23 protein-coding genes and 1 pseudogene are annotated in these 25685 nt (G+C 64.7%); 12 read left to right on the top strand and 12 right to left on the bottom strand.

Annotated elements, in window-relative coordinates:
• The first annotated feature begins 3 nt into the window (after positions 1-3).
• The 7 genes from L2Y97_RS22210 (at position 4) to rbsB (ending at position 5875) form a co-directional block, all read left to right on the top strand.
• A complete protein-coding gene (locus L2Y97_RS22210; RefSeq protein WP_247431218.1) occupies positions 4-621 on the top strand; it encodes a hypothetical protein in 618 nt (205 codons plus the stop codon).
• A gap of 135 nt (positions 622-756) precedes the next feature.
• Positions 757-1110 (top strand): gamma-butyrobetaine hydroxylase family protein, encoded by a 354-nt coding sequence (locus L2Y97_RS22215; protein ID WP_247431220.1) that lies wholly within the window; start codon positions 757-759, stop codon positions 1108-1110.
• A gap of 90 nt (positions 1111-1200) precedes the next feature.
• Positions 1201-2097, top strand: coding sequence for a ribokinase (gene rbsK / locus L2Y97_RS22220; protein WP_247431223.1), 897 nt, complete (start codon positions 1201-1203; stop codon positions 2095-2097).
• The gene (gene rbsD / locus L2Y97_RS22225) at positions 2094-2492 is read left to right on the top strand and encodes a D-ribose pyranase (RefSeq protein WP_247431226.1); all 399 of its coding nucleotides are present in this window, start codon (positions 2094-2096) and stop codon (positions 2490-2492) included. The genes rbsK and rbsD overlap by 4 nt, the downstream gene beginning before the upstream one ends.
• On the top strand, positions 2492-3973 hold the full coding sequence (locus L2Y97_RS22230) for a sugar ABC transporter ATP-binding protein (RefSeq protein WP_247431229.1): 1482 nt from the start codon (positions 2492-2494) through the stop codon (positions 3971-3973). The genes rbsD and L2Y97_RS22230 overlap by 1 nt, the downstream gene beginning before the upstream one ends.
• Position 3974: 1 nt before the next feature.
• Positions 3975-4919 carry an ABC transporter permease subunit gene (locus L2Y97_RS22235; protein WP_247431232.1) on the top strand — a complete coding sequence of 315 codons (945 nt, stop codon included), beginning with the start codon at positions 3975-3977 and terminating at the stop codon, positions 4917-4919.
• A 20-nt stretch (positions 4920-4939) separates the two neighbouring features.
• Entirely contained in the window at positions 4940-5875 is a 936-nt protein-coding gene (gene rbsB / locus L2Y97_RS22240) for a ribose ABC transporter substrate-binding protein RbsB (RefSeq protein WP_247431235.1), read from the top strand.
• 77 nt (positions 5876-5952) lie between these two features.
• Here rbsB and L2Y97_RS22245 read toward each other — a convergent pair.
• Together L2Y97_RS22245 and L2Y97_RS22250 are read right to left on the bottom strand one after the other, a co-directional pair.
• Positions 5953-7683 (bottom strand): annotated as a pseudogene (locus L2Y97_RS22245) (DNA translocase FtsK); the annotation flags it as partial.
• Positions 7684-8589: 906 nt separating this feature from the next.
• Positions 8590-9384 carry an SDR family NAD(P)-dependent oxidoreductase gene (locus L2Y97_RS22250; protein ID WP_247431238.1) on the bottom strand — a complete coding sequence of 265 codons (795 nt, stop codon included), beginning with the start codon at positions 9382-9384 and terminating at the stop codon, positions 8590-8592.
• A gap of 79 nt (positions 9385-9463) precedes the next feature.
• Between L2Y97_RS22250 and L2Y97_RS22255 the strand changes: the two genes are divergently transcribed.
• Entirely contained in the window at positions 9464-9901 is a 438-nt protein-coding gene (locus L2Y97_RS22255; RefSeq protein WP_247431241.1) for a winged helix-turn-helix transcriptional regulator, read from the top strand.
• Here L2Y97_RS22255 and rtcA read toward each other — a convergent pair.
• The 3 genes from rtcA to L2Y97_RS22270 form a co-directional block, all read right to left on the bottom strand.
• Complete coding sequence (gene rtcA / locus L2Y97_RS22260; RefSeq protein ID WP_247431244.1) at positions 9898-10911, bottom strand: RNA 3'-terminal phosphate cyclase; 1014 nt, start codon at positions 10909-10911, stop codon at positions 9898-9900. The genes L2Y97_RS22255 and rtcA overlap by 4 nt on opposite strands.
• 21 nt (positions 10912-10932) lie before the next feature.
• Entirely contained in the window at positions 10933-12153 is a 1221-nt protein-coding gene (locus tag L2Y97_RS22265; RefSeq protein ID WP_247431247.1) for an RtcB family protein, read from the bottom strand.
• 289 nt (positions 12154-12442) lie between these two features.
• Positions 12443-14002 (bottom strand): vWA domain-containing protein, encoded by a 1560-nt coding sequence (locus tag L2Y97_RS22270; RefSeq protein WP_247431250.1) that lies wholly within the window; start codon positions 14000-14002, stop codon positions 12443-12445.
• Positions 14003-14173: 171 nt separating this feature from the next.
• Here L2Y97_RS22270 and rtcR point away from each other — a divergent pair, with 171 nt between their 5' ends.
• Positions 14174-15763, top strand: coding sequence for an RNA repair transcriptional activator RtcR (gene rtcR / locus L2Y97_RS22275; protein ID WP_247431253.1), 1590 nt, complete (start codon positions 14174-14176; stop codon positions 15761-15763).
• Between the two features lie 22 nt (positions 15764-15785).
• Here rtcR and L2Y97_RS22280 read toward each other — a convergent pair whose 3' ends face one another.
• The 3 genes from L2Y97_RS22280 to L2Y97_RS22290 all read right to left on the bottom strand — a co-directional run bounded on the left by L2Y97_RS22280 (position 15786) and on the right by L2Y97_RS22290 (position 18992).
• On the bottom strand, positions 15786-16541 hold the full coding sequence (locus L2Y97_RS22280) for a DUF6624 domain-containing protein (protein ID WP_247431254.1): 756 nt from the start codon (positions 16539-16541) through the stop codon (positions 15786-15788).
• A 32-nt stretch (positions 16542-16573) separates the two neighbouring features.
• On the bottom strand, positions 16574-17755 hold the full coding sequence (locus L2Y97_RS22285; protein ID WP_247431257.1) for an MBL fold metallo-hydrolase: 1182 nt from the start codon (positions 17753-17755) through the stop codon (positions 16574-16576).
• Between the two features lie 184 nt (positions 17756-17939).
• Positions 17940-18992: an NAD(P)-dependent alcohol dehydrogenase gene (locus L2Y97_RS22290; protein WP_247431259.1), complete on the bottom strand. Its 1053-nt coding sequence runs from the start codon at positions 18990-18992 to the stop codon at positions 17940-17942.
• 109 nt (positions 18993-19101) lie between these two features.
• Here L2Y97_RS22290 and L2Y97_RS22295 point away from each other — a divergent pair, with 109 nt between their 5' ends.
• The 3 genes from L2Y97_RS22295 to L2Y97_RS22305 all read left to right on the top strand — a co-directional run bounded on the left by L2Y97_RS22295 (position 19102) and on the right by L2Y97_RS22305 (position 21736).
• Positions 19102-19992 (top strand): LysR family transcriptional regulator, encoded by an 891-nt coding sequence (locus tag L2Y97_RS22295; protein WP_247431262.1) that lies wholly within the window; start codon positions 19102-19104, stop codon positions 19990-19992.
• Between the two features lie 187 nt (positions 19993-20179).
• Positions 20180-21406, top strand: a complete 1227-nt coding sequence (locus L2Y97_RS22300) for an MFS transporter (RefSeq protein WP_247431265.1) — start codon at positions 20180-20182, stop codon at positions 21404-21406.
• Positions 21407-21499: 93 nt separating this feature from the next.
• Positions 21500-21736: a hypothetical protein gene (locus L2Y97_RS22305; protein ID WP_247431268.1), complete on the top strand. Its 237-nt coding sequence runs from the start codon at positions 21500-21502 to the stop codon at positions 21734-21736.
• A 109-nt stretch (positions 21737-21845) separates the two neighbouring features.
• Here the strand turns inward: L2Y97_RS22305 and mnmE are convergent, their stop codons facing one another.
• The 4 genes from mnmE to rpmH all read right to left on the bottom strand — a co-directional run bounded on the left by mnmE (position 21846) and on the right by rpmH (position 25490).
• Positions 21846-23189, bottom strand: coding sequence for a tRNA uridine-5-carboxymethylaminomethyl(34) synthesis GTPase MnmE (mnmE, locus tag L2Y97_RS22310; RefSeq protein ID WP_247431270.1), 1344 nt, complete (start codon positions 23187-23189; stop codon positions 21846-21848).
• Positions 23190-23193: 4 nt separating this feature from the next.
• Positions 23194-24894, bottom strand: coding sequence for a membrane protein insertase YidC (gene yidC, locus L2Y97_RS22315; RefSeq protein ID WP_247431273.1), 1701 nt, complete (start codon positions 24892-24894; stop codon positions 23194-23196).
• A 66-nt stretch (positions 24895-24960) separates the two neighbouring features.
• Entirely contained in the window at positions 24961-25341 is a 381-nt protein-coding gene (gene rnpA, locus L2Y97_RS22320; RefSeq protein ID WP_247431276.1) for a ribonuclease P protein component, read from the bottom strand.
• A 14-nt stretch (positions 25342-25355) separates the two neighbouring features.
• Positions 25356-25490, bottom strand: a complete 135-nt coding sequence (rpmH, locus tag L2Y97_RS22325) for a 50S ribosomal protein L34 (protein WP_008211413.1) — start codon at positions 25488-25490, stop codon at positions 25356-25358.
• Positions 25491-25685: the final 195 nt, after the last annotated feature.

The raw sequence follows: 25685 nt of genomic DNA on the forward strand, positions 1-25685 counted from the left end.
ACTATGGGCAAGGTTATCCAACTCAAAACGAACGGCCAGCGTGCGTCCCTGCGTGAAGCGCAGGACAGCGGCCAGCTCGTTCGTATCTGGCGCGACGAACTCGAACACGGCAGCTTCTGCGGCTACGTGGGCGGGGTCGGCCGCGAGTTCTTCCTTTTGTGGGTCATCGGCGACGGTGTCAGCTACGACGGCATGTACATCATGCGGCACCGCGACATCTCCGAATTCGAGGCACCGGACAAGCACGCCGGCTTCCTCGAGAAGGCGCTCGCCCTGAAAGGCATCGCCCCGACGCCGCCGGCCGATTTCCCCCTGGATGACATCACCCAGGTGGTGAAGGCAGCCGCCGCGCACGCGCCGGTCATCGGCGTGCACGTGGATAGCGAGGACGAGGCAGAGGTCTGCTACATCGGCCGCCTGGTCAGCGTGGACGATGATGGCTTCAACATGCAGGAAATCACCCCCGATGCGGAATGGCTGCGCGAGCCGTCGTTCTTCTCGTGGGATGAGGTCTCCACGGTGAGCATGGAAGACGCCTACGCCACCTCGCTCCTGGCCGTGGCCGGCGATCCGCCGCCGCTGGAGCAGGGCACGGGTGGTGGCTTCGGCCACGCGCCCTGATCTCAGACGATTCGATCTCTTTGTAGGAGCGCACCCTGTGCGCGATGCAGTTCGCGGTGACGCCACAGGACCTGTTGCCTGATCGCGAAAAGATGTCGCCCACAGGGTGGGCTCCTACCTGGCTCCAAGGCTCCAATGAACCGCCCGCGCCCCCTCGATATCACCCTGCACCAGGCCTCGCGCGTCCTCGAGGTCAGTTTCGATAACGGCGAGCATTTCCGGCTGCCCTACGAATACCTGCGGGTGAACTCACCCAGTGCCGAGGTGCAAGGCCACGGCAAGGGCCAGAAGGTGCTGGTGGCGGGCAAGAGAGATGTTGGCGTCACCGCCATCGAGCCCACCGGCCACTACGGCATCCTCATTCGCTTCGACGACGGCCACGCGACCGGCATCTTCGGTTGGGACACGCTGTACGACCTCGGCCGCACCCACGACACCGTGTGGCCCGCCTACCTCGCCGAGCTCGAGGCCAAGGGCCTTTCCCGCTGATGAAAGCATGCGCATGAAAGCATCGTGCGCAGCCAGGGCGTATATTTGCGCGCCATCCCCATTCCGGTCCCCCCAACGGAGCCTCGTGGCATGACGCGAATTGTTGTCGTCGGCAGCATCAACATGGACCTGGTCACCCTGGCCCCCCGCTTTGTCGGCCCGGGCGAGACCATCACCGGTGATCGCTTCCTCACTATCCCGGGCGGCAAGGGCGCCAATCAGGCCGTCGCCGCGGCCCGCCTCGGCGCGCAGGTGGCCATGGTCGGCAACATAGGCGATGACGCGTTCGGCCAGTCGCTGTATGACGGGCTGAAGGCAGAAGGCATCGATGTCAGCCACGTCACGCGCATTGAAGGCATTGGCAGCGGCACAGCGTCCATTACCGTGGCCGGTGGCGAGAACCAGATTGTCGTCGTGCCCGCCGCGAACGGTCGCGTCACGCCCGCGCAGGTGGAAGCCGCGCGCGATCTGATCCGCGGCGCGGATGCCTTGCTGGTCCAGCTCGAAATTCCTCTCGATGCCGTCGAAGCCACGCTGCGCATCGCGCACGACGAGGGCGTGCCCGTCATCCTGAACCCGGCGCCCGCACAAAAGCTGCCGCTTGAGTGGCTGAAGCAGGTGCGCTTCATCACGCCGAACCAGCACGAGCTAGCGATGGTGCTCGGTGCGCCGGCGGATACCGATTTCCGTGAACTGATGCGTCAGGCACCCTGCCCGGTCGTGCTGACCCGTGGCGAGGATGGCGCATGGTTCCGTGACAAGGACGACGAGCCGCGCCACCAGGCCGGTTTCAAGGTCGACGCGGTGGATAGCACCGGCGCCGGTGACACGTTCAACGCCGCCCTCGCGGTGTACCTCGCCGAGGGCCTGGATGTCGCGGTGCGCAAGGCCTGCGCCACCGCCGCCATCGCCGTATCCCGGCTGGGTGCACAGGGCGGCATGCCGCGCGCTGATGAAGTGGCGGCATTCCTGGAGAGCCATCCATGAGACGTAGCGGCCTGCTGCACGCCGACCTCAACCGCATCATTGCCGCCATGGGCCATACCGATACCCTCGTGATCGGTGACGTGGGCTTGCCCGTGCCCCACGGCGTGCCATGCATCGATCTTGCCGTGCTGCCCGGTACTCCCGCGTTCGCTACCGTCTTCGATGCCGTGTTCGCCGAACTGGCCGTGGAGCACGCCACCATCGCCAGCGAAGTGCATGCGCACAACCCGGCGATGGTCGCGCTGAAGACGCGGCTGGAAGAGGGCGGTGTACCGGTCGACGAGCTGTCTCACGACGATTTCAAGGCGGCCACGCACCGTGCGGTGGCCGTGGTGCGCACCGGCGAAACCTCGCCCTACGCCAACATCATCCTGCACGCCGGCGTGACCTTCTGATGGCCGCGCCGCTCGTCAGGATGCACGACATCCACAAGGCCTTCGGCCCGGTGAAGGTGCTCGAAGGCGTGGACTTCGAACTGCTCGCCGGCGAAGTGCACGCCCTGATGGGTGAGAACGGCGCCGGCAAATCCACCTTGATGAAGATCCTGACGGGCATCTATGCGCCCGACCAGGGATCCATCGAGGTCGATGGCCAGCCGGTGTCGATCACCTCGCCCGCCGATGCCGAGAAGTACGGCATCGCGATCATCCACCAGGAATTGAACCTGATTCCTGCGCTCAGCATTTCCGACAACCTGTTCCTGGGTCGCGAAGTGCACCGCTTTGGCCTGCTCAATCGCAAGGCCATGGATAAACGCGCGAAGGAATGGCTCGATCGCGTCGGCATGACCAAGCTCGACCCGGCGACGCGTATCGAACGCTTGTCCGTTGGCCAGCAGCAGATGGTCGAAATCGCCCGCGCGCTCGGCCAGAAGGCTCGCGTACTAATCATGGATGAGCCGACCGCCGCGCTCACCGAGAGCGAAACCACCACGCTGTTCAAGCTGATCCGCGAGCTGCGTGAGCAGGGCACCGGCATCGTCTACGTGTCGCACCGCATGGAAGAGATCTTTGCGCTGTGCGATCGCATCTCCATCCTGCGCGATGGTCAGTTCGTCGGCACGCGCGATGTACCCGGCCTGGCCTTCGATGAGGTCGTGAAGATGATGGTCGGGCGCACGCTGGATGCGCGCTACCCGACGCGCACACCAAACATCGGTGATGTCCGCCTGAAGGTGGAACACGTCGGCGGTGGCATGGTGAAAGACATCAGCTTCGACCTGCATGCGGGCGAAGTGCTTGGCGTCGCCGGTCTGCTTGGCGCAGGCCGTACCGAGATGGCCCGCCTGCTGTTCGGCCTGGACAAACTGGAAACCGGCAAGGTCACGCTCGACGGCAAGGTGGTGACACCGAAATCGCCCAGCGAAGCGATCCACGCCGGCTTCGGTTTCGTTACTGAAGACCGCAAGGCGCAGGGCCTCGTGCTCGACATGAGCCTGCGCGAAAACGTGAGCCTGCCGAAGGTGCCCGCGCATGCCGGCCTGGTCGATCGTGGCTTCGAAAAGAAGCAAACCTCCGGCCTCATCGACGCGCTGAAGATCCGCACGCGCGACATGGAGCTGGATGTGCGCGCGCTGTCCGGCGGCAACCAGCAGAAGGTGGTGCTGGCCAAGTGGCTGGCCCTCAAGCCGCGCGTTCTTATCCTCGACGAACCAACCCGCGGCGTGGACGTGGGTGGCAAGGCCGAGATCTACCACATCATCAATCAACTCGCGGAGCAGGGCGTGGCGATCCTCATGATCTCCTCGGAATTGCCGGAAGTGCTCGCCATGAGCGATCGCATCCTGGTGATGCACGAGGGCCATGCGACCGCCCTGCTTGATGCCCACGGCGCCACCCAGGAAGCCGTGATGACCGCCGCGACCGGAGGCAAGTGACATGACGCTGCAAATGAACTGGAGCCGGGCAAGCACGTTGCTCCAGCGCCTCGGATCGGTGATCGGGCTGGTCCTTCTCTTCATCGTGCTTTCGGTGATGAGCCCTGACTTCCTCACCACGGGTAACCTGCTGACCGTATTGCGACAGGTCTCGATCAACGCATTGATCGCGTTCGGCATGACCTTCGTGATCCTGGCCGGCGGTATCGACCTGTCGGTCGGTGCGATCCTCGCGTTCACCGGCGCCATCACAGCGGGCCTGATGGCGAGCGGCCACGGCATCGTGCTCAGCGTCGGCGCGGGCCTCGGCCTGGGCCTCATCCTTGGCATGGTCAACGGCGTGCTGGTGTCCTGGGGCAAGGTGGCACCGTTCATCGCCACGCTGGGCACGCTCACACTGCTGCGCGGCCTCACGCTCTCATACACGCAGGGCAGCCCCATCCCGGTGACGAACCAGAGCTTCGCCCTGGTCGGTGGCGGCTACGTCGCCAACCTCGTGCCCCTGCCGGTGATCTGGATGTTCATCGCCTTCGTCGTCTGCGGCTTCCTGCTGCGCGGCACGGTGTTCGGCCGCCATGTGGTGGCCATCGGTGGTAACGAAGAGGCGGCGCGGCTTTCCGGCGTACGCATCGCACCGATGAAGATCGCCATTTATGGTCTCTCTGGCCTTCTCTCCGCATTCGCGGGCATCGTGCTGACATCGCGCCTGTATTCGGCGCAGGCCACGGCGGGCCAGGGTTACGAGCTGGATGCGATCGCTGCGGTGGTGCTTGGTGGCACCAGCCTGGCCGGCGGCCGCGGCTGGCTATTCGGCACGCTGATCGGCGCGCTGCTTATCGGTTTCCTGAACAACGGCCTCAACCTGCTGGGCGTAAGCTCTTTCTACCAGCAGGTGGTTAAGGGCATCGTTATCCTGATCGCCGTCCTGCTCGACAGGCGGCAGTGAACACCACGAGGGAACACACCATGCGCAAACTTACTTTCCTCGCCGCGGCAGCGGCCACCCTCCTTGCCGCGTGCTCGCAGCAGGGCCCGGGCGAATCCGCACCAGCGGCAGGTTCGACTGCCGGCGGCGCGGCGGCGGGCGGCAAGCCAGTCATCGGCCTTGCCCTGTCCACCCAGAACAACCCGTTCTTCGTCGAGCTGAAGGATGGCGCGCAGAAGGCCGCCGATGCATCCGGCGTGCAGCTGGTGGTGGTCGATGCGCAGGATGATCCGGCGCGCCAGATCTCTTCCGTGGAAGACCTGATCCAGAAGCGCGTGTCGGTGATCCTGCTGAACCCGACCGATTCCTCGGCGCTCGCCGGTGCCGTGCAGTCCGCGCAGCGCGCGAACATTCCGGTGATCACGCTTGATCGTGGCGTCGATGGCGCCGAAGTCGCCTCGCACATCGCTTCGGACAACATCGCCGGCGGCAAGATGGCGGCCGATTACCTGGCCAAGCAGCTCGGCGGCAAGGGCAACATCATCGAACTGCAGGGCGTCGCCGGCACCTCGGCGGCGCGTGAGCGCGGCAAGGGCTTCGACGATGAAATCGCCACGACCGGCATGAAGGTCGTTGCCCAGCAGCCGGCGAACTTCGACCGCGCGCAGGGCCTCTCGGTATCCGAGAACCTGCTGCAGGGTAACAGCGACGTCCAGGCTATCTTCGCGCAGAACGATGAAATGGCCCTCGGCGCGGTGCAGGCCCTGGCTGGCAAGAACAAGAAGGTGCTGGTCGTCGGCTTCGATGGCACGCCTGATGGCAAGAAGGCCGTGCAGGATGGCCAGATGGCGGCCACCGTCGCCCAGCAGCCGGAAGAGATCGGCCGCCTGGGTGTCGAGACGGCGAAGAAGCTGGTGGACAAGCAGCCTGTGGATAAGTCGATCGCGGTGCCGTTGAAGCTCCTCACCAAGGAGTAAGCGGCACGCAAGTTGTAAAAGAAGCGGGCCTCACGGCCCGTTTTCTTTTGCCGCTACGTGTCATCCGCCCCCGCGTGTCATTCCTGCGGCGCAGGCGCCACCACGTCACGCTGTCCGTTGATGCCCATCGGTGAAACGATGCCTGCACTTTCCATCGCCTCAACCAGGCGCGCCGCGCGGTTGTAGCCGATACGGAACTGCCGCTGCACGAACGAGATGGATGCACGGCGCGTACGCAGGACGAACGCAGCGGCTTCGTCATAGAGTGGATCGAGCTCGGCGTCGACGCCATCTTCGCCACCTTCGCCGTCGCTGGCTTCGCTCGGCGGCCCCTGCAGGATTTCTTCCTTGTAATCTGGCTCACCAAACTGCTTCAGCCACGCCACGATGCGGTGCACTTCTTCATCGCCGACGAACGCGCCGTGGATACGCTGTGGATAACCCGTACCCGGCGGAAGGAACAACATGTCACCCTGGCCGAGCAGGCTCTCGGCGCCCATCTGGTCGAGGATGGTTCGCGAGTCGATCTTCGATGAAACCTGGAACGCAACACGGGTGGGGATGTTCGCCTTGATAAGGCCGGTGATGACATCGACCGAAGGGCGCTGCGTGGCGAGGATCAGATGGATGCCTGCGGCACGCGCCTTCTGCGCGAGGCGGGCGATCAGTTCCTCGATCTTCTTGCCCGCCACCATCATCAGGTCGGCCAGCTCATCGATCACCACGACGATCATCGGCATGGTGTCGAGGTGTTCCGGCACTTCAGGGTGCTTGGGAAACGGATTGAACAGCGGCTTGCCGATGGCGCGTGCTTCGCGGACCTTCTGGTTGTACCCGGCGAGGTTGCGCACACGCAGGTCGGACATGACCTTGTAGCGGTTCTCCATTTCCGCCACGCACCAGTTCAGCGCGTTGGCGGCGAGCTTCATGTCGGTGACCACCGGCGCCAGCAGGTGCGGGATGCCTTCGTATACGGAAAGCTCCAGCATCTTCGGGTCGATCATGATCATGCGCACGTCTTCAGGCGTGGCCTTGTAGAGCATGGACAGGATCATGGCGTTCACCGCCACCGACTTGCCCGAGCCGGTGGTACCGGCGACTAGCATGTGCGGTGCCTTCGCCAGATCCGCGACCACGGGTTCACCGGTGATGCCCTTGCCCATGGCCAGCGTAAGCAGCGAATCGCTTTCGCGGTACTCGGACGAATCCAGGATCTCGGATAGCGCGATCATCTGGCGTTGTTCGTTCGGCAGTTCCAGGCCCATGCACATCTTGCCTGGAATGGTTTCGACGACGCGAATGGACGTGCGGCCAAGGCCGCGTGCCAGGTCCTTCATCAGCGCGACGATCTGGTTACCGCGCACACCCGTCGCCGGTTCGATCTCGTAGCGTGTGATGACCGGGCCGGCGGACGCCCCGACCACCTGCACCGGCACCTTGAACTCCGCGAGGCGCTGTTCGATCAGCTCGCCGGTTTCACCCAGTTCCTGCTCGCTCACAGCGAGCGCACTCTGCGTTGCCGCGGCAAGCAACGTGAGCGGTGGAAGACTGATCGAACCATGGTTCACCGTGCGCAGCGGGCGCGGCGCGGTAATCGTCGTGATCGTCGCCTGCTCGGTCGGCGACGAATCATTCGCCGCGATCGCAAACCGCGACACCGGCTTCACCGGCGGCGGCGGGGCAACCGGCAACACAGGCTCCGGAGCGACGGGCGTTGCCGCCACCTCGACGCGCGGCGCAACGGCGTCGCCCCGCGGCACCGGCTCACCGCTGCCACTGTAGGAGCGTGCTTGCACGCGATCAGCCGCATCCACCGACGACCACGTGACATCACTGGCAGAAACACTCGCCGCCATCACTGGCATCGTCTTGATCACGGGAGGCATCACGACCTCCGGCTCGCCACGCACCTCACTCTCCACCTGCGCCTGCAACGCCTTCGGCGCCAGCCACGGCTCGCTGATCACCGTATCCGGCTTGGTGCGATGACGCGGCGGCACGGGCGTGGTGACGGAAGGCCGGACCGGATCCGGCCGCGTTGGCTCGGCGCGGGATAGGGTGGCCGTCGCGGCACTCGGGCGCGGCGCAGGCTTCGTGGCTTTGATGGGCGGTTTGGCGGCACGTCGCCGCGCCGGCACGCGGTCCGCCCGGCGCACGGCCGCCGATGGCTTGCGTCCGGTGGCGCGCGTCGCCCCGCGACGGAGCAGCCGGCTCGTCCCCTCGATCGCCAGCGCGCCCATCGGCTCGAGGATGCCGTTGAGGCGAACAATGGCTTGAGACCAGGGCACCCCGGCGTACCAGGGGAGGGCGACGATGATGGCCGCGAGGCTGATCAGGGCAACGATGGGACTCGCCGCGCCAGCCAGCCCGGCCAGCCAGCGGCACACGGCGCCGCCCACGGCGGGATCATCCGTGTAATGCGCGATGACCAGCCCTTCCAGGGTGCTGCTCGCAAGCAACACCAGCAGGAAGCCCGACCAGAAACGAATGGCGCCAGGACCGACCGTGGGCGGGCGCTGCCGCCGGACGAGGGCAGCGGCGACACGCCAGAGCAGGGGAAGCAGCCAGAGAGTGGAGAGCCCGAAGGCGCCGAACACGAACGAGAGCATGCCTTACCGCAAGGAACGTAGCGAATGCGACAGTTTAGCGTGCATTCGTACGTTCCGTGGGTGAAAGGTGGGCTAAGCCACTGTCGCGGTTAGCTCACGGCGACCTTATGCGCGGTAGCGCGGGGCCATTTCCTTGCGGGAGAGGTTCGGACCCATGGCGATGCGTGCGTCGTTGTAGGCCTTGTACTGGCCTTCGTCGTGCAGCGGCGGGATGGTGACCACTTCGCCGCGGTCGAAACCGACGAGGGCGGCGTCGACCAGATCGGCCGTCTCCATCACCATGCCCGGCAGCAGGGCTTCCGGATCCTTGCCCGAGTTTTCCCAGATCTCCGACTTGGTCGCACCCGGGAGCACCGCCTGCACATGGACGTTCGTGCCTTGCAGCTTCGAGGCCAGGCCAAGGGTCACGTTGAGCAGGTGGGACTTCGTCCCGCTGTAGATGCCATCCATCATTTCCGGTGCGAAGGCCAGCACGGAAGCGATATTGATGATCGCGCCCTTGTCGCGCTTCACGAACTGCTGCGCGGCTTCGGCGGTCAGCACGGTCGGTGCGATGGTGTTGATCGCCAGGATCTTTTCGATATTGGCGGCGTCGTTTTCGAGCACACTGCCTTCAAGCGAGATGCCGGCGTTGTTCACCAGCAGGGTGACTGAGCTGTCGCTGGCCAGCCGTGCCTCGACCTTGGCCAGGTCGGCGCGGGAGGTCAGGTCGGCCTGCAGGGCCTCGACCTTGCGGCCGGTGCGTTCGCTGATCTTGCGGCCCAGGGCCTCTAGGCGGTCCAGCCGGCGGGCGACCAGGACCAGGTCGTAGCCGCGGTCGGCCAGGCGCTGGGCATACACCTCGCCGATACCCGACGAAGCGCCCGTGACAATGGCAGTGCCTTTGGATTCAGTGCTCATAACGTGTCTCCCGATGGGTGGATTGCATAGTGATAGTAACTAGGTTGTCATACGATAGTGACTCGACTATCATTTTGCAATGGACATCGAAAAACTTTCTTCGGGTACCTGCCCCATCTCCCGTGCCCTGGCCCTGGTCGGGGATGCGTGGAGCGCCCTGATCCTGCGCGACGCCAGCCGCGGCATGACCCAGTTCGACCAGTTCCGGACCAGCCTGGGCATCGCCCCGAACATCCTTTCGCGGCGGCTCAAGGCGCTTACGGAAGCGGGGGTGCTGGAAAAGCGCCGCTACAGCGAGCGGCCACCGAGGGATGAGTACATCCTGACCCCGGCCGGTACCGACTTCTTGCCGATCCTGGCCGCCATGGGCGAGTGGGGCCGGCGCCATAACGGCGCCGGCGAACTGAGCCAGTTGGTGAACCCGGCCACCGGGGCACGGGTGGAAGCGGTCGTGGTTGATCGGGCAACGGGTGAATTGCTCAGCCCGGCCAATATGCGCCTGGAAATGCCGGCCTAACGATCGACCGTGACGGTCCAGCGGCCGCGGCCGTCGTCGCGGAAGGCGAACTCAACGGGCAGGAACTTCTCGATCAAGGCCGCGTTACTGCGCGTGTGCTCGGATGGGGCGAGGGTGGTGAAGCTTCCGCGGCCAGCGAGCGCCATCGGCAGCAGCAACTGGTCGGCCAGATACGTGTCGGCAAACACCCCAGCCTCCATCCACGCCTTCGCGTCCGCGCAAACACGCTCGGCCACGGCTTCGGCCGTAACGCGCTTCTCGCCGAAACCGGTGAATACCGCCGCACCGTGGTCTGTGGCGAACCGTATCGAAAGCGCATTGCCCGGGCCGGACGCCTGGCGCACCTCGTGAACCGACCACTCACCGTTCGCCAGACCAAGCCGTGCCCTCGCAACGGCAAGCTCACGCTCGGCGATCGTCGCCGGGATCGCGGAGACGATGGCCAGCGCATGGCGTTCGATGACGTTCCCGCGTTCGGCCAGATGCACCTCCGCCGGGCGCCGGCTCTCGCGCAGGTCGATACGAATGCTGCCGCCGCCCGCGGGGTAGAAACCGTGGCTATCCAGATTGAACGTGGCGTCGAGGCCCATCCTGGCCAGCACAGGCAGGAACGCCTCGGCAATGAAGTTCGCCGACGGTGCCTGTGGATTGTGCGTGCCGCCCTCGATCACCAGCCGGGCGGTGACGCCATGCATCCACAACGCGGGGAGCACCGTCTGCAGCACCAGCGTCGTTGAGCCTGCCGTGCCGATCGTCCAGCGGTGCTGGCCACCACGCACGCCGCGTGGCGTGAAGCGCAACGTTGTGGATCCGGGTTGCGCGCCCTCCACGCCTGCATCGCCAATGTCCCGTGCGGCTTCCACGGCCGTCAGGTGTTGGCGCAGCAGGCCCGGCCGCTCGCGCTTGCCGCGGATGCCTTCCATGGCAAAGGGCTCGCCGGTGCACAGGCTGAGTGCCAGTGCGGTGCGCAGCAGCTGTCCGCCGCCGGCCTGTCCATCAATCTCGATCATGTCCTTGCTTTCCTCGTTTCCTTAGCCCTTCACGCACACCACCTGGCGCAGCGTGTGGACGATTTCGACCAGGTCTTCCTGGGCCTTCATCACCGCATCGATCGGCTTGTACGCCGCCGGCGATTCGTCGATGACATCCGCGTCCCTGCGGCATTCCACGTGGGCGGTGGCCTTGCGGTGCTCTTCGAGCGTGATCTGCTTCTTCGCCTGCGTACGGCTCATGACACGTCCCGCGCCATGGCTGCAGCTGTTGAAGCTTTCCTCGTTACCCAGGCCACGCACGATGAAACTGCGCGTACCCATGCTGCCAGGAATGATGCCGAGCTCGCCCTTCTTCGCGCTGACCGCGCCCTTACGGGTCACGAACACATCCTTGCCGAGGTGATGCTCACGGCTCACGTAGTTGTGGTGGCAGTTCACCGCCTCGGCCCATGCTTCGAACGGCTTCGTGATCACTTTACGCGCCGCATCCACGACGTGCTGCATCATGATCGCGCGGTTGGTGCGGGCATAGCGCTGCGCCCAATCCACGGCGAACACATAGTCACCAAAGTGCTCGCTACCTTCCGGCAAGTACGCGAGGTCCTGGTCGGGCAGGTTGATCATCCAGCGACGCATGTCTTCCTTGGCCAGCTCGATGAAGTGCGTGCCGATGGCATTACCCACGCCGCGTGACCCCGAGTGCAGCATGAACCACACGCGGTCCTCTTCATCCAGGCAAACCTCCACGAAGTGGTTACCCGTGCCGAGCGTACCGAGGTGGTGCAGGTTGTTGGTACGCGACAGCCTGGGGTACTTGTCGGTGATGAGCTTGAAGTCCGAGGCCAGCGCCTGCCAGCCGGAAAGCGTGGCATCGGGCGGCGTTTCCCACGCGCCCTTGTCGCGGCGGCCCAGCGTACGGCCATGCGGCACCGCGGATTCGATCGCGTGGCGCAGCCCACGCAGATCGTCCGGCAGGTCCGAAGCCATGAGCGTGGTACGCGTGGCGATCATGCCGCAGCCGATATCGACACCCACGGCCGCAGGCACGATCGCGCCGATGGTCGGGACCACCGAGCCTACCGTCGCGCCCTTGCCAAGGTGCACGTCGGGCATGACGGCCAGCCAGCCGTGTACGAACGGCAGCTTGGCAATGTTGATGAGCTGTTGGCGCGCCTCGTCCTCCAGCTGGACGCCGCGGGTCCACGCCTTGATCGGCTTGGCGCCCGGCTCGTTGATAACGTTGTAAGCGGTGGTGCTCATGGTGATCGTCCTGATAACACAGATGAATAGGTGCGGCGACAAGAAGGCGTGGAGCATCCGGCCGAAGCCGGGGGGGACTCGAACCCCCTGAGCCCTTGCGGGCCTTATCCAAGTAGCTCCACAGGCATTCGCCGCGAACTGAAAACATGGCCCGGATCCGGAAAGCGACAACCATGGCCTGGCAATGACGGCCCGGTGGGACGCCACACTCCATAGGTGTATGCCCGGCCGCATTCGCTTTCCGCCGGCCCTCCCGGCAGGCCCATTCCTGCCGGGAGTAAAAAAACGTCTAGAGAGGCGTCGCCTCGATGCGCTCAACCCAGTGCGTTGCGCCTTTCCCACGCGCCGCGTCAGCCAACAAGCCGAACACGGCGTCGCTAAAACCGGCGATGTGCAGCACATCGTCACGCCCCTCGCCCTGGAACTGGCTTGTGGCGTAGGGCTGCACGTCGATGCATGCCAGGCGCGCCGAAGGGTTACGTGCCTTCAGTGCGTTCCATGCCTGCATCGAGGCCGTGCCATCCTGCCCCTTGTTCACGTCGAACCAGCTCTGGTTGTCCGAAACGATGAGGAGCATGTCGACCTTCGCCTTTTCCGCGGCCAGCTGCCGCAGCGGGGCGCTTACCGCCGTGCCGCCCGAAACCAGCGCCGCCAGCTCCCGTGCCTTCGCCATGACCGTGCCGCCCTTGCGCTCGCGATAAGGCACCACCGCCTGGTTGAACGGGATGATCCGTATGCGCGGGTTGGCCCGTTTGAGGGTGGCGGCGATCAATGCCGCCACCTCCACGCAGGTCGCCACCGTGGTGGCACCGCGGCGATATCCCGTGACCGGATTCGCCATGGAACCCGAAACGTCGACCGCGATGACGACCTGGCCTTTCAACGCGGGAACCGCCGCCGTCGCCGCTTCCATCGCATCGTGCAATGCATTGGCAATCGCCTGGGGCATCGTGCCTTCGGCCGCGCGGTACGCCACCATCAACTGGTACGGAAACACGCGCGCCTTGCGGATGGCTTCGCGATCACGGAGGCGCGCCGCGATGGCTTGCGTGAACGCTTCGTCCTCGAACAATCCCTGCCGCGCGAACGTGTTGAGGTTCATGCGGATGGACTGCCACGAACCGCGTAAGGCGACCGCCTTGCGTTGTGCCGTGGTGAGCGGCAGCGACGCGAAGAACTCGCGCGGCGTCTCCGGCGGTGTACCGCGCGGATCGGCCTTGAACAGTTCGTACGCCAGCACCTCCGACGGCAACACCGCCGGCGCGTGTGGGCGACCGAGCAACCAGGCGTACAGCGCTTCACGTCCGGCATCGGCGGGGCGCGGGTGCACCATGCGGATGACGTCGGCGAGCGACGGCTGCGTGCCGACCGAGGCCGCGAGCACCGACATCGTCGATGCCTGTTCGAGCCACTGCTGCACGAGGCGCTTCGGCCGGCTACCCAGCGAACGGCGACCGGTCACACCGCTGCGCATGATCTGGACGAAGTTACGCAGCATGCGGCCGTTATCGATCACGCGGTTGAATGCCTTCTCGAGCACCGCGCCATCACGGTTGGCGAGGTGCGCCAACAACAGCGCCGGCATGTCCTTCATGTGCGCCTTCTGCCGGGCGTGGATGGCGACCCGCGCCACGAAGTCCGCCGGTACCGCGGCGCACAGCGCCAGGGCCTGGGCCAGTTGGGCTTCCTCCGTGGCGTAGTAGGTACCGTTGAGGCAACCCGTGGCCGCATACAGCGCCAGGGCCGAACGCGGGTCACGAAGGTAGGCGGTGCCGCCGGCCTCGTTGATGGCATCGGCTTGCGGGGCAGGTGCTCCGCGGGCGCTGGTGAAAAGAGTGCGGTTGGCCATGGTGGCGTCTCCCTGGATGTTGCCTGGATAGAGCAGGAGCCGTGCCAAGATCGATTGGGTGGTTTTAACTCATTGTTTTAATGGACGTAATTCCGATAAAGTCGGACAGAGGCCAGACGACGAGGCGATGATTTACGATATGAACGTATCGTTGGATAGATGGATGGATCAATGAAGACCAAGGTGGTGATCGGCTTCCTGGGTACCCAGCTCGATGCGGGCGACAAGGCGGACCGCTGGGAACGCTGGCGTCCGACCGTGTCCCTGGGCATGCACGAGGATTTCCTCCTGGGCCGCATCGAGCTGCTCGCTGACGAACGGCGCACCGCACGAACGCTGAAGCGCGTCGTGGCCGATCTGGCCCAGGTAGCGCCCGAGACCGCGGTGAAGGTGCATGACACCTACATCGAGAATCCGTGGGACTTCGAGTCGGTTTACGAGACGCTCTACGCCTTTGCACGGAGCTACCCGTTCGATGTGGAGAACGAGGACTACTACGTCCACATCACCACCGGCACCCACGTCGCGCAGATCTGCCTGTTCCTGCTCACCGAAAGCAGGCACCTGCCCGGCCGCCTGCTGCAGGCATCGCCGCCACGCCAGGCAGGCGTCACGGCCAGCGTCGGCGAGCTCAGCGTCATTGACCTGGATTTGTCCCGCTACGATCGGCTCGCGCAACGCTTCCAGGTGGAGAAGCAGGAAGACCGCACGCACCTGAAGAGCGGCATCGCCACACGCAATGTCGCCTTCAATCGCATGATCGATCAGATCGAAACCGTGGGCAGCCGCTCGTCGGCACCCATCCTGTTGATGGGACCCACGGGTGCGGGCAAGAGCCAGCTCGCACGGCGCCTATTCGAACTCAAGCAGGGGCGACGCGAGGTAAGCGGCCGCTTCGTCGAAGTGAACTGCGCCACGCTGCGTGGCGACGGCGCGATGAGCGCGCTGTTCGGCCACGTCAAAGGCGCTTATACCGGCGCGGCGGGCGAGCGTGCCGGCTTGTTGCGCAGCGCCGACAAAGGCCTGCTCTTCCTTGACGAGATCGGCGAACTGGGTGCCGATGAACAGGCCATGTTGTTGCGCGCGCTCGAGGACAAGCGGTTCCTGCCCGTGGGTGGCGATCGCGAAGTTGCCAGCGACTTCCAGCTTATCGCCGGTACCAACCGCGATCTGGGCATGCGTGTCGCGGAGGGTCGTTTCCGCGACGATCTGTACGCGCGGCTGAACATCTGGTCGTTCCACCTGCCCGGCCTCGCCGAGCGCATGGAGGATATCGAGCCGAACCTTGATTACGAACTTGACCGCTTCGCCCGTGACGAGAACCGCCGCGTCACCTTCAACAAGGAAGCGCGTTCGCGCTACCTGGCGTTCGCGACATCGGGCGAGGCGCCGTGGACGGGTAACTTCCGCGATCTCGGTGCATCCGTGGTGCGCATGGCCACGCTGGCTCCGGCCGGCCGCATCAACGAAGCGTGCGTGGATGAAGAACTGGGGCGCCTGCGACGATTGTGGCGGCAGGAAACCAGCGGCGACACGCTGCGTGAGCTTCTCGGTGATGCCGTCGACGAGATCGACCTGTTTGATCGCGTGCAGCTCGCCGAAGTGGTGAAGGTGTGCCGGCGTTGCCGCAGCGTATCGGAAGCCGGACGGCAGCTTTTTGCCGCCTCGCGCGTCAAGCGGGCGAGTACCAACGACGCCGACCGCCTAAGGAAATACCTCACCCGCTTTGGTCTCGCGTGGGAAATGATCTCCCATGCGTGACGCACGCCTGGTGGGAGCGGAGCTAGTGGGCCGTACTTGATGCCGGCGCCGGAGCAGTGTCCGGCGCATAGAAAATGCGCAGGGCGCACTCGTAATCGGCATGCGGCATGAGGTCCATCGAAGCGCGGCGCTCATCGAGGTGCGCGGGATCTTCCACTGGATCCATCTTCATGTCGGAAAGATCTTTCATGTTTGTTCCGGCGTACTGCGTGCCGTAACGCTGCGGCTTGCCCGCCTGGCGTAGCAGCCTGTCGATAAGCATCGCGACATCGCTCTTGCTCAACTCGCCTGCTTCACCCCGCGCGGTGATCTGGGGAAGCATCGACTGCATGAACGGCACATCGGCCACGGCGTGCTGTACCAGGATGAACGCGGCGTTGACCCCAGCGAGGCCAACGGCGTTCGCATGCGGGAATCCCTTCTTGCTGAAGTGTTCCTTCATCCAGGCGAGGTTGTCCTTGTCGACCTTGTCCATGGCCTCGTAGCGGGCCTTGTCCTGGGGCGATGCAATCCAGGCGTTGCGTGCCACCTGGTCTGCCTCGAGACGCTTGCGCAGTTCATCGCGCAAATCCGGATCGGAAAAGCCTCCCGCTTTGTTGTCGCGCTCCACGCCTTCATCCGACAGGGCGGGATGTGCCTTGGCCATCTTTTCGGTCCACGCCACGACGGCAGGGCATTTCGCCTTGACGGCGTCTTCCTTCGCATCCGCAAAGGCGGCGCTGGCAGCGGTGAGGCTGAGTGCGGCGACAACGCAACGGCGGACAAACGCTGGGTACATGGAAGTTCATCTCCTTGAAGGATTGACCGGCCTCAATGGCAGGCGGGTACGCTGTACAGGTGGTTCGCCTGGCCATCCCTGGAAGCGATGATCGGCGTCTGCGCCTGCGTGGACCATGCCTGGGCCGGCCACCAGCGTGGGACCACCGGATGCGTCGTGGGTTCAACCGCCTGCCCGGGCTCCGGAATCAGGACATCGACATGGGCGCATCGCGCCGCGGCCAGTATGCGCTCCGGCGGCTCGGTCCACGCGTGGTGGGCGAGCTTCGCCAGCCCCCAGTGCACCGGGATAAGGGTGCGTGCGCGCACTTCCTGGTGGACCATCACCGCCTGCTCGGGGCCCAGGTGCCAATCGGGCCATTGGGCATCGTACTGGCCCGATTCGATGAAGCTGACATCGAACGGACCGTACTTTTCACCGACCTCGGGGAAACTGTCGTTGAGTCCCGTGTCGCCGGAGTAGAAGACACGATGCTTCGGACCTACGAGTGCGTAGCCCGTCCACAGGGTCTGGTCGCTTCGCGCACTCAAGCGACCCGAGGCATGCCGCGACGGCGTTGAAACGATGCTGAGCGCACCGACCTTCGCTTCCTGCCACCAATCGAGTTGGGTGATGTGGTCGGCCGGAATGCCCCAGCCTTCCAGGTGCGAGGCAACGCCCAGCGGCACGATGAACCGAGCACCGCGCGCATACAGCGCCTGCACCGAGGCACGATCGAGGTGGTCGTAGTGGTCGTGCGAGATGACCACGACATCGATGCGCGGAAGGTGATCCATGGAAACGGGTGGCGGGTACCAGCGCTTCGGCCCAAGCCAGCCAAACGGCGATGTGCGCTCGCTCCAGAAGGGATCGACCACGACATTCACGCCATCGATCTCGAGCAACAGGGACGAGTGACCAAACCAGGTGACGCGCAGGCCGGTGGCGGGCACTGTCTTGTAGATCGCGGAGGAATCCACCGTCGGCACGGGCGTGTCAGGCTCTTCGCCGGGCTTCGATTCGAAGATCTGCAGGATGCCACCGCGCAGGTTCGAGAACATCGGCTGCGGGTTCTGGAACTGGTCGCCATGCCATTCCGGCGATTGCTCGTTGCGAGCGAGGAACTCGCCCTTTGGCAACGTGCCGATGTTCGGCCACGCCGTGATGGCGACAAACGCGAGGAAGGCGACAAGGAGGACGGCAACGTAGCCGAGGTAACGCAAGAACCGTTTCAATCCATGGGCTCCCTGTAGATATCGCTACCTTACCACCCTGGCCCGCCCGAACTGTAGGAGCCCACCCTGTGGGCGACATCTCTCGCAGAAGCGCAACAGGTCCTGTTGCATATACGCGATAAGCGTCGCCCACAGGGTGGGCTCCTACCGTGTGCGCCGGCATTAGCGCGACGCACGCCGTTCATCAGCCCTTCGGCATCGACGCCATGTCGATCACGAAGCGATAGCGCACGTCGTTCTTCGCCAGGCGCACATACACCTCGTTGATGTCGGCCATCTTCACCATCTCAACATCGGACACGATGTTGTGCTCGGCGCAGAAGTCCATCATCTCCTGAGTTTCCTTCATGCCACCGATCGCCGAGCCGGCGACGGTGCGACGCGGCAGCATCAGTGCACCACCCGGGAACGCATCGAGCGGGGTGAGGGCACCGACGAGCACCATCGTGCCATCGAGCTTCAGCAGCATGAGGTACGGCAGGATGTCGTGGCTGACCGGTACCGTGTTCAGCAGGAAATCGAACTTCGATGCAGCGGCTTCCATCTGCTTCGGGTCGGTCGACACGAGCACTTCATCGGCACCGAGGCGCTTTGCATCCGCACCCTTGGCTTCCGAGGTCGTGATCATGGTGACGTGCGCACCCATGGCCTTGGCGAACTTCACGCCCATGTGGCCGAGGCCGCCCAGGCCGATCACGCCAACCTTCTGGCCCGGGCCCACGTTCCAGTGGCGCAGCGGCGAGTAGGTGGTGATGCCGGCGCAGAGCAGCGGGGCAGCTGCCTTCAGGTCGAGCTTGTCGGAAATCTTCACCACGAAGCGCTCTTCGGTGACGATTTCGGTCGAGTAGCCGCCATAGGTCGGCGTCTTCTTGTCCTGCTCGGTGCCGTTGTAGGTAAAGCTGGTGTGCACCGTGCAGTACTGCTCCAGGTCCTTCTGGCACGACTCACAGGTACGGCACGAATCGACCATGCAGCCGACGCCGGCGTAATCGCCGACCTTCAGCTTCTTCACTTCCGAACCGACCGCCTTCACGCGGCCGACGATCTCGTGACCCGGAACCATGGGGAACGTGGAGTTGCCCCAGTCACCCTTGGCCTGGTGCAGGTCGGAGTGGCAAACGCCGCTGAAGAGGATCTCGATGTGCACGTCGTGCGGGCCGACATCGCGGCGGTTGAACGTGAACGGGACGAGGGGCGACGTGGCGTCTTTGGCGGCAAAACCGTGGACTTCAAACATGGGTGTCATCCTCAACAGGGGTAAAAGTTAAGCCGGGAACGATAACCCTCAACAATGGATCGCACCAACGGGACTTTTTGGACGAATCATTGAGGTATTCTTGATAATCATGCGTCCTGACAACCTCTCGCACCTCGCCGCCTTCGCGGCTGTCGCCCGCCACTCGTCCTTCCGGAAGGCCGGCGCCGAACTGACCTTGACCACCTCGGCCATCAGCTACGCCATCCGTGGGCTGGAGGAACGCCTGGGCGTGACCCTGTTCCACCGCACCACGCGGAGCGTGTCGCTGACGGAAGCGGGGCAGCGCCTGCTCGAGCGCCTGCAGCCGGCCTTGCGTGATGTGGGCGATGCCCTGGAGGAAATGAACGACTTCCGGGCCCACCCCGCGGGTACGCTCCGCCTGAACATGCCACGAGTGGCGGGGCAACTCTTGTTGCCACCGCTCCTTCCGGGCTTTCTCGCTGCCTACCCGGATATTCACTTCGAGGGCGTGGATGACGACGGCATGATCGATATCGTGGCATCCGGTTATGACGCCGGTATCCGCTTCCACGAGGCGGTGCCCGAGGACATGATCGCCGTGCCGTTTGGCGGCATGCAGAAGGGCGCCTGCGTGGCCTCGCCCGAGTACCTGGCCCGGCGCGGCGTGCCGCAACACCCTTACGACCTGTTGCAGCACGACTGCATCCGCTTCCGCTTTCCCAGCGGCCGGCTCTACAAATGGGAGTTCGAGCAGGGCGAGACGAAGCTGGAACTGGATGTCCGCGGCCGCTGCACCTTCGGCGACTTCTGCGTGTCGATCGACGCCGCCATCGCCGGGGTGGGTCTCACACTGGTACTGGACGAGCAGATCGTGGACGACGTGGCGGCGGGCCGCCTGGTCCGCGTCCTCGAGGATTGGTGCCCCCCATACCCCGGTTTCATGCTCTATTACCCCCGCCAACGCCGGGTTACCTCAGCCCTGCGCGCCCTGATCGAATACCTCCGCGACCACGCCTGAGCAGGCCCGCCACCGTCAGAAGCGGTCGGGCCCGGGCCGACCTGGGCTCCTGTAGGTGCGCGCTTGCGCGCGATCCCCACCCAGCAGCCACCTTGCAAGCGCTAGCACCCGTCACCCCCGAGGCGTAAACTAGCCCCATGCTGCGCCGCACAACGGCGCCCGCCAACGTCCCAGGCCTCGCATCCCCATGACTTCCGCCGCCCCCGCACTCGATCCGGGCACCCCGCCCGTCCGCGCGCCCCACGTCGGGCTCGTCATCCTTGCCCTTGCCGTCGGCGGGTTCGCCATCGGCACGACCGAATTCGCCTCGATGAGCATGCTGCCACTGTTCGCGCAGGGCCTGGGTATCGATGCGCCGACCGCAGGCCATGCCATCAGTGCCTACGCACTGGGCGTGGTCGTGGGTGCGCCGATCATCACCGTGCTGGGTGCGCGCCTGCCGCGCCGCCGCCTGTTGCTGTTGCTCATGGCGATGTTCACGGTGTTCAACGGCCTGACCGGCCTGTCGCCGAACTACCACTGGATGCTCGTCTTCCGCTTCCTGGCGGGCCTGCCCCACGGTGCGTACTTCGGCGTGGCCGCGCTGGTGGCGAGTTCGCTCGTCCCGCCCAACCGGCGTACCCGTGCCGTGGGCCAGATGTTCCTCGGCCTGACCGTCGCAACGATCGCCGGTGTGCCGCTGGCGAGCTGGCTCGGCCAGGCAGTGGGCTGGCGTTGGAGTTTTGCGCTGGTCGCATTGCTCGGCATCGCGACGATGTCCGCGGTGTTCGCGTTCGCACCGAACACACCGGCCGATGCGAAAGCCAGCCCGATGCGCGAACTCAGCGCGCTGAAGCGTTCGCAGGTGTGGATCACCCTGGGCATTGGCGCGATCGGTTTCGGCGGCATGTTCGCCGTGTACACCTACCTCGCCGACATCCTGCTCAGCGTTACGCACATGCCGCTTTCGACGGTGCCGTGGATCATGGGCGTGTTTGGTATCGGCATGACCCTGGGCAACATGGTGATCCCGGTGTTCGCCGACCGCGCATTGATGCGGACGGCCGGTGCGTTGCTGGTCTGGGCGATCGTCATCCTTGCGATCTTCCCGTTCACCGCGGGCAACGTGTGGACCCTCGGCATCACCGTGTTTTTCATCGGCCTCGGTGGCGCACTCGGTACCGTGCTTCAGACACGTCTCATGGACGTCGCCGGTGATGCGCAGGCACTCGCCGCTGCATTGAACCATTCGGCATTCAACACGGCGAATGCGCTCGGCCCATTCCTGGGCGGCCTTGCCATCGCAAACGGCTACGGCTGGACGTCACCCGGTTGGGTCGGAAGCGGCCTGGCGCTTGGTGGTCTGTTGCTTTGGGCCGTATCGGTCGCCGTCGAGCGGAATAGCGAAGCGCAGGAAGCGGCGCAAACCTGCTGATCCTCTCGGCACGTTTCGGCTCTCCTCATCGGAGAACTCCTACATCGCAGCGCGGGCGTCGCCTAATATGCGCCGCGCGACGTAGGAGGCACGATGGTGGATATGAAGATAACCGACAACGAAGTACTAGCCGACCTTGATACGCTCGCAGAGGCGACGGGGCGAACTCCCAACGATCTTATCCTTGAGATTGTTCGGAACTTTTTTCGGCCAAGATATAAGCACGAGCTGATCAACGAGTTCCGTTGGCGCATGGATATCATTGGCGGTATCGACCTTGAGCCGCTACCCCGCGAATCGACGCACGCACTTGCGAGTTCAAAGGTGTGATCGTCGTCGACACCAACGTGTTGTTGGAGTTGTCGCGAGGATCATTCACAAACCAATTCGAGAATTCGTGACGGGTGAGGTGGCATGGTGCGCGACGGCGCATCGGTGCCTACTTACCAATGCAGAACGAACTGAAGATTGCGCCCAGCAAATCGTCTGACGAATAGGCGCCGGTTATTTCACCGAGCGCCTGTTGTGCATGCCGCAGCTCCTCAGCGGCTAGTTCGCCGGCGTGCGCACCGTGTAGCGCATATGCCGCGCAATTCAGGTGGTCTTGGACGTGCTCGAGCGCTACGACGTGGCGCCGGCGCGCACTGAAAGCCCCCTCGCCAGCACCTGCCGTGGCGAGGCTACGAAGTAAGTCTCGGAGAGCGTCGAGTCCCTCGCCAGTTCGCGCGGAGAGCCAGATTGTATCGAGCTTGTCCGTGCTTTCCCGGCGAGCTCGGCCAGTTCCCAAGTCGATCTTGTTGACGACCACAATTTGCGAAGTGTGTGCTGGAGCTCCGTCGAGGAACACCCGATCGCTCCGCGCGTGCTCCTGATCCGTCACGAGGATCGCAACATCGCACCGTTCCAGCTGCGCACGTGCACGGCGTATACCTTCGCGTTCGACAATGTCGTCGGAGTCACGAAGGCCCGCCGTATCCGCAAGCTCGAGAGTAACGCCATCGAGGTTGATCGCTTCGCGAAGCACGTCGCGCGTCGTGCCGGCGATATCGGTAACGATCGCGCGTTCGGCACCTGCGAGGGCATTCAGGAGGCTCGACTTGCCTGCGTTGGGACGACCGACGATGGCCACTGAAATGCCATCGTTCAGGCGAACGCCACGACGTGTCTCGATGAGCAGCGCATCCAGGTTCGCGCGCAAGGCGGCAAGCTGTTCGCCGATCACGGGATCGGCGAGGAAGTCGATTTCCTCTTCGGGAAAATCGATTGCCGCTTCGATATGCACACGTAGCGCGATCAGCTCGGCAAGCAGGTCGTCGACGCGTGCAGAGAACACACCTTCCATCGAGCGCAGTGCGGCGCGCGCACCGGCTTCCGATGTCGCGCTGACGACATCAGCCACGGCCTCAGCCTGTGCGAGATCAAGTTTGCCGTTGAGGAACGCGCGTTCGGTGAATTCGCCAGGGCGAGCGAGGCGCGCGCCGAGCGAGATGCATCGGCGGAGGAGGGCGTCGAGCAGTACTGCGCTGCCGTGGCCCTGCAGCTCGAGCACGTGTTCGCCGGTGTACGACGCGGGGCCAGGAAAGTAGAGCAGGATGCCGCGATCGATCAGTTCACCATCGGCATCGCGGAATGCAGCGAAGTGTGCATGCCGCGGCTTGGGCTCACGGCCGAGCATGCTCGCCGCGATGAGCGGAACGAGCGGCCCAGAAACGCGAACGGCGCCGACGCCCGCCGCGCCGGCGCCCGTGGCGATGGCTGCGATGGTGTCGGCGCCGAGGGTCATCGCGTTACGCCGGCTTGGAGGCCTTTTCGTGGGCCCGGTCGACGCTACGGTTGATGTACCACTGCTGGAGCAGGCTGGTTGCGCCGTTCACGGTCCAGTAGAGCACCAGGCCCGACGGGAAGAAGGCGAAGAACACGCCGAAGATCAGCGGCATCACCTTCATCATCTTGGCCTGGGTCGGATCCATGCCGGCCGTGGGCATCATGCGCTGGGTGAGCAGCGTGACCAGGAAGTACAGCACCGGCAGGACGTAGAAGGGATCCGGTGCGGAGAGATCGTGGATCCAGCCGAAGAACGGCGCGTGACGCAGCTCGATCGACTCGGACAGAACGCGGAGCAGGCCGATGAAGATCGGGAAGGTGATCAGGATGGGCAGGCAGCCTGCCATCGGGTTCACCTTCTCCTTCTTGTACAGCTCCATCATGGCCTGCTGCATCTTCATGCGGTCATCGCCATAACGCTCCTTGAGCGCCTGGACCCGCGGCTGCAGCTTGCGCATACGTGCACCGGAGCGGAACTGCGCATCGGTGAGCTTGTACAGCGCGGCCTTGATCAGCAGCACGAGCAGGATGATCGCGACGCCCCAGTTACCGCTGATGGCGTGCAGCTGGGAAAGCAGCCAGTGCAGCGGCGTGGCGATGATGGTCAGCCAGCCGTAGTTCGCCGTGAGGTCGAGGCCCGGCGCGATCGCATCGAGCGTGCCCTGCAGGCGCGGACCCACGTACAGGCGGGCGACGCTATCGGCGGCCTGGCCGGGAGCGATCGACATCGCCGGACCGAAGGCGCGCACCAGGTAGCGCGGCGTGGCCGAATTCGGATCGACGATGTTGCTGCTGTAGGTGACGTTCTCGTCCGCCGGCGGAATCCAGGCGACAAGGAAGTAGTGCTGCAGCATGCTGACCCAGCCACCCGTGATGGGGCGGTTCAGCGGCTTCTTCTCGAAATCCTGGAACAGCATCGATTCGAACTTCGAATCCGGGCTGTACCAGCCGGCGCCGAAGAAGCTGTGCTGTGCGGGGTCGGTGTACGACTTGAACCAGCTGGCCTTTTCAGCCGGAGCGCGCTGCAGCTGCTGGTAGGCGTTACCCGTCCAGGTAGCTTGCGAGGCATTGTCGATGCGCTGGTCGAGATCGACCACGTAATCCATGCGCTTCAACGTGTAGCGCTTGGTCACCTTCACACCCGAGGGGTCGGACCAGGTCAGGTCGAGGCTGACCGACTTTTCGCCATCGGCAAGCACGGCCTGGGTTTTTTCGGCGTGGAAGAGGGCGCGGTGATCCGGCGCGGCACCCGTGTTGCTGACCAGGCCATCCTGCGCGGCGAAGAAGGTCTTCGCGTCGTCGTCGAGGAGGCGAACCGGCGGCGGGGTCGGATCCTTACGGGTGACCGGCTGGTTCGGGTAGTAGAGGAGTTCCGAGCGGACGATGCTGCCGCCACGGGTATCGATGGTCAGGCGCAGGACATCGTTCTGCAGCGTAACGAGCTCGGCCTTGCCGGCAGGCGCCGCGGAGGTATCGGCCGGGATGTTCGCGGTACCTGTAGCGCCGGGCACGCTGCCATCGGCGGCAGGCTTGCCATCCACCTGGGCGGCGGCGGCCGGCGCGGCAGGGGCCGGCTTCGGGCCGTAATCCTGCTCCCACTGTGTCCACAGCACGTACGCCACGAACATGAGCGCAAAGAAGAGGAGCGTACGCGTTTGATTCATTAGCTTAAGCCAGATCCGTTAGGCACCGCGTCCGATATGAGGACGGGCAGGCGGGCGGGAAAGAGGTCAACGCGCGATTGTGCCGTCGGCACCCTCGCGCTTCAACGGCTTGATGCGGCGGAGGAGGCCATCCAGTTCCGCCAGGAGGGCGGCGCCGGGTACCTCGACCGCGCTATCGCGGGCCATGACGAGGATATCGACGGGCGGCAGATCGGGCCGGGCGCGGCGAAACGCCTCACGCGCAAGGCGCTTGATCCGGTTCCGATCGACGGCGCGCTTGGAGCAGCGCTTGGAGATGGCCAGGCCAAGCCGGGCGGTACCCGCGGCGTTATTTCCGAAGCGCACAAGAAAACAGCGGCCGCCGAGGCGACCGCTGACATTTCGCAAGGCTGCGAAGTCGGCGGCGCGGCGTAGCCGCGCATCGCGCGGCAAGGCTGCGGCTCGCACGACCGGCGAACCGATTACGGGATCAGGCGCTTGCGACCCTTCGCGCGACGCGCGTTCAGGATCTTGCGGCCGTCGGCCGTGGCCATGCGAGCACGGAAACCGTGGGTGCGCGCGCGCTTGAGCTTGCTGGGCTGGAAAGTACGCTTCATGGCGCTTACATCCGGGTGAAGATTGAAGTTGGCCTGCAAGTATGCGTGACAATCCCGAAGGATGTCAACTGCTTGGCAATCGGATGACAGCACCGCCCGGGCGCCACGTACACCGAGGGAGGGGTGGAAGGCTGGTAGACTTCATCGTCCACCCCGCGCGCAAGCGCCCCTTTACGCTGTGGCAAAGAATACCCG

It is taken from the genome of Luteibacter aegosomatissinici, assembly GCF_023078495.1.
Lineage (GTDB): Bacteria > Pseudomonadota > Gammaproteobacteria > Xanthomonadales > Rhodanobacteraceae > Luteibacter > Luteibacter aegosomatissinici.

Bases quoted from the DNA above. Each gene is read 5' to 3' on its own strand.
- rbsD (WP_247431226.1), top strand. From the start codon at position 2,094: ATGAGACGTAGCGGCCTGCTGCACGCCGACCTCAACCGCATCATTGCC.
- L2Y97_RS22210 (WP_247431218.1), top strand. From the start codon at position 4: ATGGGCAAGGTTATCCAACTCAAAACGAACGGCCAGCGTGCGTCCCTG.
- L2Y97_RS22255 (WP_247431241.1), top strand. From the start codon at position 9,464: ATGGACATCGAAAAACTTTCTTCGGGTACCTGCCCCATCTCCCGTGCC.
- L2Y97_RS22250 (WP_247431238.1), bottom strand. From the start codon at position 9,384: ATGAGCACTGAATCCAAAGGCACTGCCATTGTCACGGGCGCTTCGTCG.
- rpmH (WP_008211413.1), bottom strand. From the start codon at position 25,490: ATGAAGCGTACTTTCCAGCCCAGCAAGCTCAAGCGCGCGCGCACCCAC.
- L2Y97_RS22295 (WP_247431262.1), top strand. From the start codon at position 19,102: ATGCGTCCTGACAACCTCTCGCACCTCGCCGCCTTCGCGGCTGTCGCC.
- L2Y97_RS22290 (WP_247431259.1), bottom strand. From the start codon at position 18,992: ATGTTTGAAGTCCACGGTTTTGCCGCCAAAGACGCCACGTCGCCCCTC.
- rtcR (WP_247431253.1), top strand. From the start codon at position 14,174: ATGAAGACCAAGGTGGTGATCGGCTTCCTGGGTACCCAGCTCGATGCG.
- L2Y97_RS22230 (WP_247431229.1), top strand. From the start codon at position 2,492: ATGGCCGCGCCGCTCGTCAGGATGCACGACATCCACAAGGCCTTCGGC.
- L2Y97_RS22305 (WP_247431268.1), top strand. From the start codon at position 21,500: ATGGTGGATATGAAGATAACCGACAACGAAGTACTAGCCGACCTTGAT.
- L2Y97_RS22280 (WP_247431254.1), bottom strand. From the start codon at position 16,541: ATGTACCCAGCGTTTGTCCGCCGTTGCGTTGTCGCCGCACTCAGCCTC.
- L2Y97_RS22215 (WP_247431220.1), top strand. From the start codon at position 757: ATGAACCGCCCGCGCCCCCTCGATATCACCCTGCACCAGGCCTCGCGC.
- rbsB (WP_247431235.1), top strand. From the start codon at position 4,940: ATGCGCAAACTTACTTTCCTCGCCGCGGCAGCGGCCACCCTCCTTGCC.
- L2Y97_RS22235 (WP_247431232.1), top strand. From the start codon at position 3,975: ATGACGCTGCAAATGAACTGGAGCCGGGCAAGCACGTTGCTCCAGCGC.
- L2Y97_RS22265 (WP_247431247.1), bottom strand. From the start codon at position 12,153: ATGAGCACCACCGCTTACAACGTTATCAACGAGCCGGGCGCCAAGCCG.
- L2Y97_RS22300 (WP_247431265.1), top strand. From the start codon at position 20,180: ATGACTTCCGCCGCCCCCGCACTCGATCCGGGCACCCCGCCCGTCCGC.
- rbsK (WP_247431223.1), top strand. From the start codon at position 1,201: ATGACGCGAATTGTTGTCGTCGGCAGCATCAACATGGACCTGGTCACC.
- yidC (WP_247431273.1), bottom strand. From the start codon at position 24,894: ATGAATCAAACGCGTACGCTCCTCTTCTTTGCGCTCATGTTCGTGGCG.
- mnmE (WP_247431270.1), bottom strand. From the start codon at position 23,189: ATGACCCTCGGCGCCGACACCATCGCAGCCATCGCCACGGGCGCCGGC.
- rtcA (WP_247431244.1), bottom strand. From the start codon at position 10,911: ATGATCGAGATTGATGGACAGGCCGGCGGCGGACAGCTGCTGCGCACC.
- L2Y97_RS22270 (WP_247431250.1), bottom strand. From the start codon at position 14,002: ATGGCCAACCGCACTCTTTTCACCAGCGCCCGCGGAGCACCTGCCCCG.